This is a genomic window from Thomasclavelia sp. (assembly GCF_047249845.1).
GTDB lineage: Bacteria > Bacillota_I > Bacilli_A > Erysipelotrichales > Coprobacillaceae > Thomasclavelia.
This window is the reverse complement of record NZ_JBKTWO010000064.1, coordinates 1-14,593: the sequence shown is the minus strand read 5'-3', so window position 1 is coordinate 14,593 and position 14,593 is coordinate 1. Positions and strand designations below refer to the sequence as shown.

Sequence of the window (14,593 nt, the reverse complement as noted above, 5' to 3'; positions counted from 1 at the left end):
ATTTATATAACTAAAAAAAGCCCCTAAGTAAACAATAATTATTGTCTACTTAGAGGCTCTATTATTAAACTTCACTTTCATCCTCTTCATCTTGTTCAATTGCTTTTTCAACAACTTCAACAGAAGAAACTTTATTTTCATCATTAACTTTAATTAATCGGACACCCTGTGTAGCACGTCCTGCAGTTTTAACTTGTTCCATTGGTAAACGAATCATTATACCATCATCAGTAATAATCAATAAATCCTCATCACCATTGACAGCTCTTAATGCTACAATTTGTCCATTACGCTCTGTAGCATTAATAGTTTTAACACCTTTACCACCACGATTAGATAATCGATATTCTTCTAATGGTGACATCTTTCCATATCCACGTTCTGTTACGACCATTATATACTGACCTTCTTTATCTGTAGTCATACCAATAACTTCACTGCCATCAACATTAATACCTTTTACACCACTAGCGCTACGTCCCATTGGTCGAACATTAATTTCTTCAAATCGAACCAATTTTCCATTTGATGCAGCAATCAATACTTGATCATTTCCACTAGTTAATTTTACTGAAACAAGCTGATCATCTTCTCTCAAACTTATTGCAATCTTACCAGATTGACGAATTCTTTCAAATTCATCTATATGAACACGTTTTACTAAACCGTTTTTAGTAGCGAAAAATAAATAGTAATCATTATTCTCATCAATTTGTTTACGATTAATACTAATCATTGATTTAATATTTTCACCTTTATCAAGATTCAATAAATTTACTACTGGTAAACCTTTAGCAGAACGTCCAAATTCAGGTATATTATAACCTTTTAAACGATATACTTTTCCAAAATTAGTAAAGAATAATAAATCATCATGTGTAGACATATTAATTAACGAGCTAACAATATCATCATTGTTAGTAGCCATTCCTTTTATACCACGTCCGCCACGATTTTGAGATTTATATGTATCAACAGGCATCCTTTTCACATATCCATTATTTGTAAGTGAAATGATTACATCTTCAACAGGAATCAGATCTTCATCTTCTAAATCAAAAGTCCCTTGAATAATTTCTGTTCTACGTTTATCACCATACTTATCTTTAATTTCTTCTAATTCATCATGAATAATTGATAATAAACGAGCTCTATTTTCAAGAATATCTTTTAAATCAGCAATTACTTCTAATAACTTATTTAAATCATCTTCAATTTTTTGTCTCTCTAAACCAGCTAAACGCTGCAATTGCATTTCACGAATTGCTTTTGCTTGTTTATCAGACATATTAAATTCTTCCATCAATCTTGTTTGAATAACATCAGTAGTTCTACTTGATCTAATTAGTTCAATAATTGCATCAATTTGATCCAATGCTCTTTTTAAACCTTCTAATATATGAGCTCTATCTTCTGCTTTAGCTAATCTAAACTTAGTACGACGTTTAATTACTTCTTCTTGATGATCTAAATATAAAGTAATCATTTCTTTTAAATTCAATGTTTTTGGTTCATTATTTACCAAAGCTATACAGTTAGCTCCAAAAGTTGTTTGTAATGATGTTAACTTATATAATTGATTTAAAATAACTTCTGGTTGAATATCTCGACGCAACTCAATAACAACACGAATACCATCTCGATTAGATTCATCACGAATTTCAGTTATTCCTTCAATTTTCTTCTCTCTAACTAACTGTGACATTTTTTCAATCATTCGGGCCTTATTGACCATATAAGGAATTTCTGTAACAACAATAATTTTCTTATTTCCCTTTTCTTCAATTTCAGTCTTAGCCCTCATCACAATTAAACCATTTCCAGTTTCATAGGCTTTTTTTATTGCTGTTTTACCTAAAATATAACCACCAGTAGGAAAATCAGGTCCTTGAATATAATTTTCCATTAATTCAATAATCGTTATATCAGGATTTTTAGCTACAGCTAAAATAGCATCAATAACTTCAGAAATATTATGTGGAGGAATATTAGTTGCCATCCCTACTGCAATTCCTGTTGATCCATTAATTAATAAGTTAGGAATACGAGCAGGTAAAACGGCAGGCTCTTGTTCTTCACCATCATAATTAGGAATAAAATCAATTGTATCTTCCTTTAGATCACGAACTAATTCACTAGATATCTTTGACATTCTTGCTTCAGTATAACGTTGTGCAGCTGCCCCATCACCATCAATTGAACCAAAGTTTCCATGACCATCGACTAACATATAACGATATGAAAAATCTTGAGCCATTCTAACTAAAGCTTCATAAATAGAAGAGTCTCCATGAGGATGATACTTCCCCATAACCTCTCCAACAATACGAGCAGACTTTTTATATGGTGTACCTGGCGCACAACCTAAATCACTCATTCCATAAATAATTCTTCTTTGAACTGGTTTTAAACCATCTCTAACATCGGGTAAGGCTCTTGCTACAATAACTGACATTGCATATTGCATAAAAGAGTTTTTCATTTCAGATGTTAATTTTACTTTTCTAATTCCACGTTCTTCCATTATTTATCTCCTTTATTAAATATCTAAATCAGTAACATATTTAGCATTTTCTTGAATAAATTCACGTCTTGGTTCAACTTTTTCACCCATTAACATATCAAAAATCATATCCGCTTCCATTGCTTCGTCTAAATCAATTTGATTTAAAATTCGTTTTTCAGGATCCATCGTTGTTTCCCAAAGTTGTTCTGCATTCATTTCTCCAAGACCTTTATAACGTTGAATACTATATTTAGCACCTTCACCAATCTTAGTTTTCAAATCATCTAGTTCTTCATCACTATAACAATAATATTCATCTTTACCATGTTTCAATAAATAAAGTGGTGGTTGAGCCGCATAAACAAAGCCACCTTCAACTAACGGTCTTAAATAACGATACAAGAATGTTAACATTAAGATTCTGATGTGCCCACCATCAACATCGGCATCGGTCATAATTACAATTTTATGATATCTTAATTTATCTAGATTAAACTCTTCTCCGATTCCTGTACCAAACGCTGTAATCATAGAACGAATTTCAGCATTTCCAAGGATTTTTTCTAATCTCGATTTTTCAACGTTTAAAATTTTTCCACGTAATGGTAGAATTGCCTGAATTCGACGGTCACGTCCCATTTTGGCACTACCCCCAGCGGAATCCCCTTCGACAATAAAGATTTCACATTCACTAGCATCTTTACTTGAACAGTCAGCTAATTTACCTGGCAAGTTTGAAACTTCAAGAACATTTTTTCTTCTTGTCATTTCTCGAGCTTTTTTAGCTGCCATTCTTGCTCTTGCTGCAACAATAGCTTTATCAACAATAATCTTAGCTGTATCAGGATTTTCTAATAAAAATTTATCTAATGATGCGCTAATAATATTGCTGGCAATTTTTCGAACTTCAGCGTTACCTAATTTTGTTTTAGTTTGTCCTTCATATTGGGGATCAGGATGTTTAACCGAAATAATCGCTGTTAAACCTTCACGAACATCGTCACCAGATAAAGCTTCTTCATCTTTCTTTAGCAGTCCTTTACTTTTAGCATAATTATTAATAACTCGTGTTAAAGCTAAACGGAAACCTTCTTCATGAGTTCCCCCTTCATGAGTATTGATATTATTACAGAAGGAATAAATATTTGATTGATAACCATCATTATATTGCATTCCTACTTCAATTGTAATTTCTTGCTGCATATCTTCAACATAGATTATTTCTTCATGAATCGGTGTTTTATTTTTATTAATATAGGCAACATATTCTTTAATTCCGCCCTCATAATAATATTCATGTTTTCGATCCACACCGTTACGTTGATCTTCTAACGATAAACGTAATCCCTTATTTAAAAATGCTAACTCTCTAATTCTTTGTCTGAGTGTATCATAATCATAAACAGTACCCTCTTTAAAAATTATTTTATCAGCCTTAAAAGTAACAATTGTTCCTGTTATATCAGAGTCACCAATAATCTTTAATTCACCTGCTGGTTTCCCACCATTTTCAAAACGCTGATAATATTCATGTCCATCACGATGAACATTTACTTCTAACCATTCTGAAAGCGCATTTACAACTGAGGCTCCAACCCCATGAAGTCCACCAGATACTTTGTATCCGCCACCACCAAATTTTCCACCAGCATGTAATACTGTAAAAATTGTTTCAACTGTTGAGATTCCAGTCTTAGCATGAGTACCGGTTGGCATTCCTCGACCGTCATCAATTACTTGAACAACATCATCATCCTTTAAAATTACGCGAATATGACTAGCATATCCAGCTAATGCCTCGTCAATCGAGTTATCAACAATTTCCCAAACTAAATGATGTAATCCCCTAATTGAAGTTGTCCCAATATACATTCCTGGTCTTTTACGAACCGCTTCAAGTCCTTCTAAGACTTGAATATCGGATTCATCATAACTATGTTCTACTTTTTCTTCTGACATTATGTAGCCTCCTTGCCACTTTCTATATAGATTTTTTTAGCTTTTTTTACTATTTGATGATTAATTCCATCAATTGAAGTAGTTGTTATAAAAGTTTGAATTTTTTGATTTAAAATATCTAATAACATATTTTTTCTTGTTTCATCCAATTCTGATAATACATCATCTAATAATAAAACTGGATATTCTCCAATCTCATCCTTAATTAATTCGATTAAAGCAATCTTCATAGCTAATACAATTGTTCTTTGTTGTCCTTGTGAAGCAAATAAATCTGCTATATTTCCATTCATATAAATTCCTAAATCATCTTTATGTATTCCAATATTAGTTTGCATATAACGAATATCACGCTGGTAATTTTTTTTATACAACAATAAAATATTTTCATAATTTATTTCATTTTTAACAAAGCAGATATAACGTAAATTAATCATTTCATCATCTTTTTTAGAAATCATCTGATAAATTAATTTAACTTTTTCATCTAATTTATTAATAAAATTAATTCGCTTCTTAATTAATTCAACTTGTAATTTAGCTAACTGTTCATCAAGAACTTCCAAATACTCATCATTAGCTCTATTCTTTTTATTTAATAACTTTAAATACTTATTTCTTTCTTTAAGTAAATTGTTATACTTGCTTAAGTTAAATACATATATTGGTGATATCTTTGAAAGTTCTAAATCAATAAAACGGCGGCGATTACTTGGACTCCCCTTGACTAAATATAAATCATCAGGAATAAAAACTACAACATTTAAAAGACCAACATACTCACTAATCTTATAAATATCTTGATCATCAATTTTAGCCCGTTTAAAATCATTACCAAGAATTACTTCTAAATAACGTTTTTTATTATTAGAAATAATTTCACCTTTAACTTTAGCAAAATCATAATCAAACATAATCATTTGTTTAATTATATGAGTTTTAAAAGATTTTCCTACAGATAATAAATAAATAGCTTCTATCAAGTTTGTTTTACCTTGACCATTGTTTCCTATCAAAATATTAATATCTTGATTAAACTCAATAAAAAAATGATTATAATTTCGAAAATTACTTAAACTTAACGATTTAACTATCATTAATCAATAATAAAAGTTTCCCCGTTAAATTCTATCTGGTCATTAATGCGAAGTTTCTTTCCCCTTCTAGTTTCTACTTCACCATTTACCAGAACTAATCCATCTTTAATAACCATTTTTGCATCAATTCCACTTGAAACACAGCCTGCAAACTTTAAAAACTGTCCTAAAGTTATATATTCATCTCTAATTCGAATTTTTTTCATAACTATCCTCTTTTTTATAAAAATCTATCGCTATTATAACATAAATTATTTTAAAATTCAAAAAAATAAGCATTTGAACGCTTTTTTTTATAAAAAGTATAAAATGTTATTTTTTATTAAAATTCGCTCATATTTAAAATTTATCCACATATAATTAATATACCTAGTAAAAAAATACTTTCACAAAAGAAAAAGCTACTATAAGTAGCCTTAGAAAGTTCTTACAGGTAAAACTAATTGAATAACATCATCTTTTTCATAATCTTTAATAATAAATGGTTTCATTTCTCCAGTAAATAATATTTTTATCTTAGGTTCATTAAAAGCTCTAATTGCATCAGTAGCATACTTAGAACTAAAAGAAATACTTAGAGGTTCTCCTTTATAAAAGGCCTTATCTAAAATTTCTTCAACAGACCCAATTTCTTGCATATAAGAAGATAAAACTATTCTATCAGGATCCATATCAAGCTTGATAATATTATTTTGTTCATTAGTTAATAAAGAAACACGATCAATAGCATTTAATAAATAATGAGTATCTAAATCCAGTTCGTAATCAAAACTATCAGGAATTAAACGATTAGTGTCAGGGAAACTACCATCAATTAGTCTTGTTTGAATTATATTATTATTAAAAACATAAAGTACTTTACGATCTGAAACATACATTTCAATCATTTCATCACGTTCAATAATCTTAGATATTTCATCTAAAGATTTTTGAGGAATTGTAATATTAAATGTTACATTTTCATCTAAAGAAACTATCTTTTTAGCTAATCGATAACTATCAGTAGCAGTACACTCTAATTGATGGTTAGCTGCTTTAAAATTAATTCCTGTTAAAATAGGTTTATTTTCTTTATCACTAGCAGCAAATTTAGTTTGTGAAATAATATCTTTTAAAATTAATGAGTTTAGTAATACTTTCGTTCCTGTTTTAGATAAATCAATTCTTGGATAATCTAGTATATCTGTTCCATTTAAATCAAATTTAGAATTAGATCCTGAGATTCTTGTTAATGCTCCATCGATAATTTGAATACAGATTTCATCACTATCAATTTTTCTAACAATATCTAATATATAACGAGAATTTAATACTACACCACCTGTTTGATTAATAATTAAATCTTCATCTTTTTCAATTTTAGTTTGAATAGTAATATCAGAATCACTACCTGTTAAGATTAGACAATCTTCTTGTAAATCAAATTTAATTCCTGTTAATACTGGTAAAGGACTACGAATTGAAACTGCTTTAGTAGCTTTAGCAAGAGCATTTAATAATTTAAGTCTTTTGATTTTAAAGTTCATAAATTTTCTCCTTTTGAATATATATATTTATTTCTTTTAAATTAAAATTATTATTACTATTATACTGTGAATTATGTGAATAACCTATAAAAGTATTGAAATAGCTTATGTTTTTTATGTGGATAAAAGTGTGTCTAAGTTGTGGAATAAGTGTGTTTAATTAACATTTAATTTTTCTTTTAACTTATTTATTGCTAATTTATAATCAGAATCTTTTTTTATTTTTGTTTCTACCCTAGCACATGCTTTCATAACGGTAGAATGATCTCGATTACTAAATGTCATCCCAATTTCAGCAAAGGTAATATCTAATAATTCCCTCATTAGATACATACACATTTCTCGAGGTGTCGTTAATTTTCTAGTTTTATTTTTAGAAATTAACTGACTTATTGTTAGATAATAAAATTCTGCTGTTGTTTTTAAAATTGATTCTTTAGTCAAAGCACTTTTAGGATTTTTAACAATTTTATCATCTTTAAATGATTCTAGGGCAAAAGCCATATCAATTGTATTAGTATGATTCATAATACTACAGAAAAATAATCTCTTTAAAGCTCCTTCAAGACTTCTTATATCTTTACAATAATGATTTGCCATAAAGTCTACAACATCATCCCGAATAACTAATGAAGGGTTATCTAAGTTTTCTATCTTTTTTTCTAAAATAGCACGTGCTGTTTCAAATTCAGGAGGGTCGATTCCAAAACTTAATCCTGAGTTAAAGCGACTTATTAATCGTGACTCTATCCCCTGAAGATCTTCAGGCATTTTATCACTAGTTATAACGATCTGCTTATTATTATTGATGATTTCATTAAAAATATGAAAGAAAATTTCACTACTTTTTTCCTTATTAAAAAGAAATTGAATATCATCGATTAATAAAATATCAAGCATTTTATACTTGGCATATATTTCATCACCATCTTTACCCTTCATTGCACCAATAACTTCATCAACAAAATCTTTACTAGTTATATAACGAATTTTTAAACTAGGATTCACTTCTTTAGCATAATTACCAATTGCATTTAATAAATGGGTTTTACCTAACCCTGGATTACTATAAATAAATAAAGGGTTAAAATTTGATCCTGGATTAGTAGATACCAATAAAGCAGCATTCTGTGCCATACGATTAGAACCACCAACGACAAAGTTGTCAAATGTCAGTGTTTTATTCAGATTATCTCTAAATATTTCTTTTTTTTCTTCAGTGATAGATTTTTTAAATTCATCTTCACCAATTATTTCTACAGTTACTGGTGATGCTAGCATACCGGATAAGATATCTTCAATATCTTTTATGTTGTTTTTTATAGTTTCTATATTAAAAGAATAAGGCGTAGTAATTGTAACCTTATTATTATTGATAGAAGCAATTTGTGCACTTCGAAAAACTGATTCCATAATTACCTTATCTATTTTACGTTCTTCAGGTAAATCTTGTTTTTCAAGTGTATCTAGGCATAACTGCCAAATTTTACTATTATCACGCATTATTTTCACCTCCGCATCATAATTATAAGCAAATAAATATTAAATTTAAAGGAGAAAAACAAGGCATAAAAAGGATTCACAAAGTTGTTCACAATATTTATTATATTTGATAAGGATTTTAGCACTTATTCACAATATTCACAACTTTATTTGTGCATAAAAATATATGTGAATGTGAAAATTGTGGATATATGAAGTATTATAAAAGATGATTCACTAAAAATTCACAAGTTAGGATTAATAGCGACAAACTTTTTGACAGTTTTTCACACATATTCACATTCAAAATAAATCAATATGAATATGTGCATAAGTAATACTTTTTTTGTGTATAACTTAAACACCTAACAAGCTATAGTTGTTTTTTTTATGAGAAATGAAATTAATATATATTTTTAAGTAAAATTGTATTATTTTACTAATAATTATATAATTTTATCAATTATTTGGTGATATAATAAAATAAAGATAAATAAATGCTTTTAATATATAAAAATTTTTATATAACTGAATTATTTATATTTAAATATCATAACTAACTGTGTAGTTATGAATGTAAAGGAAAGAAGGTGACATATATTTATATTTATGGGTATAAATAATTTAGTTTTTAATAATATAATTAAGATAATAAAAAGATATATAGATAGAAGGGAAAATATGAAGATACTGAAAAAAATAGTCAAGAGTTTGGTAACTGCTGCAATGATTATTAGTTATGTATCTATTGATGTTAGAGCTATTGAAAATAATGATGATCTATCAAATGTAGCTTTGAATAAATTAACTATTGCAAGTAATGGAAATTCATCTCGAGCTGTTGATGGAGATAAAACAAGTTATTGGGATGGTGGATTATATCCAAGTGAATTATTGGTTGATTTAGATGGATATTATGATATTTCTAAAATCATAGTTATTCCATATTACAATGGTAGTCGTTATTATAATTATGAAGTTTATATTAGTGTTGACGGATTTAACTATGAAAAAGTTGGAGAAAAAGTTGACAATACATTGCAGACAGCAAATGGGGAAACTTATTTATTAGAAACTAAAGTTGCAAGATATGTTAAAGTTAAAATGACATATAATTCAGCTAATACAAGTGTGCATATAAATGAATTAGAAGTTTATGGAATTGAAAATCCTGATTATGAGGTACCAAGTATACCAGATACAGATCCTAATGATCCAGATAATATTGCTTATGGTAAACCAACTAGGTCAACTACAAATAGTAATTTCTCATCACTAGTTGTAGATGGACAGGCTTCTACATCATGGATTGGCGAAGATTACCCAAAATATGTAGATGTTGATTTATTAGAAAATTATGATATATCAAAGATCAAGGTTTATATGCCTATAGGTGATATCCAATTTGCTTATTCTTTATATGGAAGTTTAGATGGCGTTCATTTTGAACGAATTGCTGAAACAAAACTTAAGAAAAGCAGTGAAGATGGTGATGAATTTAATCTTGATTTAAAAAATACATATCGTGTTATACGTGTAAATGTTACTGCAAATTCAAATGGGGAAGGAGCAAATTCACAAGTTTCGGAAATAAAAGTTTATGGAACTAAAAGTGATGTTGAAAAAATAGCAACACGTACAGATTTAAATATAGAATCATATGATGATTGGTTATTAAAAAATCATCATGTAGATGTAAATACAATCAGTGATGAAAATGGTAACTATAGTATGTCTGATACATTTAGTGATGCTGATGTATTTGCGGAGGTAGATGGAGTTATATCAAGAATATTAGGTGAAAAATATCTTGACTGGTTTACCTTTGAATTAGCAAAAAATGATTCAGGAAAAGATTTCTATGAAATATCTTCATTAAATGGAAAAATTCATATTAAAGGTAACGAAGGTTTATCTTTGACAACTGGTTTAAATTATTTTTTGAAATATTATTGTAATGTTCATATTTCTCAACAAACAAAACAGGTGAAGATGCCAGATACAATTCCGATATTAGATAAGACCATTTATAAAGAATCACCTTATGAAATTCGTTATGCATATAATTATTGTACACTATCTTATACAATGCCATTTTGGGGATATGATGAATGGCAAAGAGAGTTAGATTATTTTGCTTTAAATGGTGTTAATTTAATTCTAGATACAACTGCTACAGAAGGTTTATGGATAGAATACTTACAGAATTATGGCTATGATATTGAAGAAGCAAAGGCTTTTGTCTGTGGGTATTCATATAAAGCCTGGTGGTTAATGGGAAATTTAGAATCATATGGGGGACCTGTAAGTGATGAATGGGTTATTGATACAGTTGAAATGGCGAGAATAAATCAGCGTAAGATGACAGTATTAGGAATGAAACCTTGTTTACAAGGATTTATGGGAGCAATGCCTGAACATTTTGGTGATATTGCTAATAAAACACTTATGGAAGATTATGGATATGATGATATTAGTCCATATATGGTAGAACAAGGTGACTGGTCTGGATTTACTCGTCCACCAATATTAAAAACTACTTATAATGGATATGATGGTTTAGCGAAAAAATTTTATGAAACTCAAGAGTATATCTATGGGCAAGTTACAAATTATTATGCAGGTGATTTAGCTCATGAAGGTGGAATAATTCCTCCGGACTTAAGTAAACCACAAATGTCAGCACATATTTTAGATCAAATGATGAATTATGATAAAGATGCAGTATGGGTAATTCAATCTTGGCTATCTAATCCTAATCCAGAAATTTTAGATGGATTTGGCGAAAATAAAGAAGATCACGTACTTATTTTAGATTTAGATGCAACTGAAAATCCTCATTGGAATAATACAACTAATTGGAATGGTAAAGAGTTTGGGGGAACATCATGGGTATTTTGTATGTTAGATAATTATGGTGGAAGAACAGGAATGCATGGTGAATTAGAATATTTAGCAACTCAAATCACAAAAGCTAATAATGAATCTAATCATATGAAAGGAATTGGAATCACACCTGAAGGAACACTTTTAAATCCTGTAAATTATGATTTGTTTTGGGAAATGGCTTGGGAAAGTGAAGCTAAAGATACAGAAACATGGCTAAAAGAATATATTACTAGACGCTATGGAGAATATTCGCAAAACTCATGGGAAGCATGGAAAATTTTATTATCTACTGCTTATGGAGCTAATAATGAAGATGGTAGTGCAAAATATCATACAGGTAACGTTAACTGTATTACTAATATGCGCCCATCATTTAATCCAGAAATCGTAATTGGAGATTATAAATTAACATATGATCCTACAAAGTTTGAAAAAGCAGCTGATTTATTAATGAAAGATTTTAATAGATTTAAAGATAATGAATGTTATGTTTATGATGTAGTTGATATTTTAAGACAAACTTTAGCTAACAGCCAAGTGGAATTTTTTGAACGTATAAATGAGGCTTATAATAATAAAAACTATGAAATATTTAAAAAATATAAAGATAAGTTGTTAAATAGTATCTTATTAATAGATGAAATTGCAGGGTTTGAAGAGGACTCTTTATATGGTACATGGATATCAAAAGCCACTAATTTTTATAATGATTCTCGAAATAGTAATACATATGATGATTATTCAAAAGATATGATGAAAATTAATGCTAAAGCAATTGTAAATGTCTGGAGCTCTAAAACATTACAAACATATGCTCATCGACAATATAATGGGTTGGAGCGTGACTATAATTACCCAATGTGGAAATTATGGTTGGATCGCTTAGATACTGCAATTCAAACTGGTAATTTTGTTGCTCCTTCAAGTAATCAGGATTATTTTAATATTGGTTGGGATGTCGTAACTAATAATAAAGATTACTCAACTACAGTAAAAGATGTAGATGGTAATCAAGAATATCGTGGGCTTAATGATATTTATTTAGAAATTTTTGATAGTTATCTAACTGGACAAGCACAAAAAGATAAGATTATGGATGAAAATATTGCTACAGAAGGAACCGCTTATGCAGATACAACCTTAGGAAGTTATACTGCTGATCATATCAATGACAATAATGCCGGATCAATGTGGATTGCACAAACTTCAAAAACACCAGTAAGTGCAGGAATCAGATTTAATCAGGAACAGCTAATTTATGGATTACAACTTGTTTTTGAAACACGCCCAGTATTAGGTAATAATATAATGAAATTCTTTATTGAAACCAAAGATGATAATGAAAATTGGGAAAAAGTCTATAGTGGCCAAAGTTATAATGAAGAAGAAAAGTCTTATACAATAAATATTCCATTAGATGAGCCAAGAATAGTTAATGATGTAAGAATTACTTTTGAGACTAATGGAGGAATTTATCCAGCATTATGTGAAATGAAAATTTATTCAAGTAAAGGAATTCAATTAATTGATGGAACATCAATGTTTATTGAAAATAAAGTTTTAAATGGCGTCAAAGATGGTATTACAGTAGCTGAATTATTATCATATTTATATGCTGGAAGTGGTAATTTACAATGTGTTGAAAATGAAAATATATTGTCAGATAATTCTATTGTTAGTGATCAAACAAAAATTCAATTAATTAATGATGGGAAAATTATTGATGAATTGAAAATATCACTTGCAAGTAATTTAACAGATCAGTTAAATAAGTTAATTGATGAAGCTAAGTCATTAGATGAAAATATTTATTCAAAATTAAGTTATAAAGTTCTTTTAAAAGCTATTGATAAAGCACAAAGTGTTATTAATGATGAAAATAGCACTAGTGATGATTATAAAGATGCAAATAATACTTTAAAAGATGCTATTAATAATTTAGTAGATATTAGTAAGTTAAAAAATAGTTTTGATGCTCTAGCAAATGAGAATAGAGATGAATATATAGAAGAATATTTTGATAAATATCAATACTATTATCAACAAGCAAAAGATCTTTATAGTAACATTGATACAGCTTCAAATGATGTGATTTATCAGGCTGAAGGCTATCTTGAATTAGCCAAAAACTATCTTATTCATGAAAATAATACAAATATTGCTCCTTTAGGAACACCATATGCAGATAATGAGCTAATGAGTTCTTACTCAAAAGAAAAGATAAATAATATTAACTTTGAAGATTGTTGGGTTGCAAATTCAAAAACAAATTTACCAGTATCAGGAGGAGTAACATTAGATAAAAGTTACTCAGTAAATTATCTTAAAATTGTTTTTGAAGAAAATGGTTATCGTAATACTCAATTAGGATTTGATGTTTCAGTACAAAAAGAAAATGGTCAATGGGTAAAAGTTTATACAAACTCTACAGGTTCAAAAAATGGCTATACATTTATAATTGATATGAATGGTGAGATAATAAAAGATGTTAAAGTAACAATTACCTCATATGCTACTGATGCTGGTTCACCATACCCTGGTATATCAGAAATAGAAGTATATCAAGTAAGTGATAATTCAAAATTAAAAAATACTCTAAATATGATAAAAGAAAAAATATCTTCAGGTTATGATAAAAATCATACAACAGTTACAAGCTGGACAGAATTTGAAAAGAACTATAATAAAGCTCAAATTATGTGTAAAAAAGATACATATAATCAAGAAATAATTAATCAAACTAATACAAAATTAATTGAAGCAGCTGACAAATTAATTTTAAGAGGAGATGTAACAGAACTTATTAAATTAGTAGCCAAATGTCAAGAAATAGAACAAAAACTATATACAGAAACATCTTGGAATAATTTTAATGAGCAGTTGATGAATGCAAAACTGATTATTTTAGATAACAGTGATTCTAGTCAATCAGATGTTGATAATGCTCTATCTTTATTACAACAAGCAAAAGATAATTTAGTAAAATTAGCTAATGATAAGGATAAAATAGCTTTAAAAATTGCAATTGATATAGCTAAAGAAGTAACTCAAGAACAGTTAGGTAAATTAGTACCAGCAGTAGCTGATGAATTCAAAGCAGCATTAGAAAATGCTCAAACTGTATATGATAATGC

At 28.5% G+C, this 14,593-nt stretch carries 7 protein-coding genes; 1 reads left to right on the top strand and 6 read right to left on the bottom strand.

Features of this window, described 5'->3' with window-relative positions; translation table 11 throughout:
• Window positions 1–64: 64 nt before the first annotated feature.
• From gyrA to dnaA, 6 genes are all read right to left on the bottom strand, one after another.
• On the bottom strand, window positions 65–2,524 hold the full coding sequence (gene gyrA, locus ACLR9T_RS12500; RefSeq protein ID WP_413109838.1) for a DNA gyrase subunit A: 2,460 nt from the start codon (window positions 2,522–2,524) through the stop codon (window positions 65–67).
• A gap of 15 nt (window positions 2,525–2,539) precedes the next feature.
• Window positions 2,540–4,465, bottom strand: a complete 1,926-nt coding sequence (gene gyrB, locus ACLR9T_RS12495) for a DNA topoisomerase (ATP-hydrolyzing) subunit B (protein WP_003535518.1) — start codon at window positions 4,463–4,465, stop codon at window positions 2,540–2,542.
• The gene (recF, locus tag ACLR9T_RS12490; protein ID WP_413109837.1) at window positions 4,465–5,562 is read right to left on the bottom strand and encodes a DNA replication/repair protein RecF; all 1,098 of its coding nucleotides are present in this window, start codon (window positions 5,560–5,562) and stop codon (window positions 4,465–4,467) included. The genes gyrB and recF overlap by 1 nt, the downstream gene beginning before the upstream one ends.
• Window positions 5,562–5,768 carry a S4 domain-containing protein YaaA gene (gene yaaA / locus ACLR9T_RS12485; RefSeq protein WP_413109836.1) on the bottom strand — a complete coding sequence of 69 codons (207 nt, stop codon included), beginning with the start codon at window positions 5,766–5,768 and terminating at the stop codon, window positions 5,562–5,564. The genes recF and yaaA overlap by 1 nt, the downstream gene beginning before the upstream one ends.
• A 210-nt stretch (window positions 5,769–5,978) precedes the next feature.
• Window positions 5,979–7,088, bottom strand: a complete 1,110-nt coding sequence (dnaN, locus tag ACLR9T_RS12480) for a DNA polymerase III subunit beta (protein ID WP_413109835.1) — start codon at window positions 7,086–7,088, stop codon at window positions 5,979–5,981.
• A gap of 156 nt (window positions 7,089–7,244) precedes the next feature.
• Window positions 7,245–8,591, bottom strand: coding sequence for a chromosomal replication initiator protein DnaA (gene dnaA, locus ACLR9T_RS12475; RefSeq protein WP_413109834.1), 1,347 nt, complete (start codon window positions 8,589–8,591; stop codon window positions 7,245–7,247).
• A gap of 660 nt (window positions 8,592–9,251) precedes the next feature.
• Between dnaA and ACLR9T_RS12470 the strand changes: the two genes are divergently transcribed.
• Window positions 9,252–14,593: alpha-N-acetylglucosaminidase TIM-barrel domain-containing protein (locus ACLR9T_RS12470; RefSeq protein WP_413109833.1), on the top strand; the 5,342-nt coding region annotated here is incomplete at its 3' end.

Bases quoted from the DNA above. Each gene is read 5' to 3' on its own strand.
- dnaA (WP_413109834.1), bottom strand. From the start codon at position 8,591: ATGCGTGATAATAGTAAAATTTGGCAGTTATGCCTAGATACACTTGAA.
- dnaN (WP_413109835.1), bottom strand. From the start codon at position 7,088: ATGAACTTTAAAATCAAAAGACTTAAATTATTAAATGCTCTTGCTAAA.
- recF (WP_413109837.1), bottom strand. From the start codon at position 5,562: ATGATAGTTAAATCGTTAAGTTTAAGTAATTTTCGAAATTATAATCAT.
- yaaA (WP_413109836.1), bottom strand. From the start codon at position 5,768: ATGAAAAAAATTCGAATTAGAGATGAATATATAACTTTAGGACAGTTT.
- gyrA (WP_413109838.1), bottom strand. From the start codon at position 2,524: ATGGAAGAACGTGGAATTAGAAAAGTAAAATTAACATCTGAAATGAAA.
- gyrB (WP_003535518.1), bottom strand. From the start codon at position 4,465: ATGTCAGAAGAAAAAGTAGAACATAGTTATGATGAATCCGATATTCAA.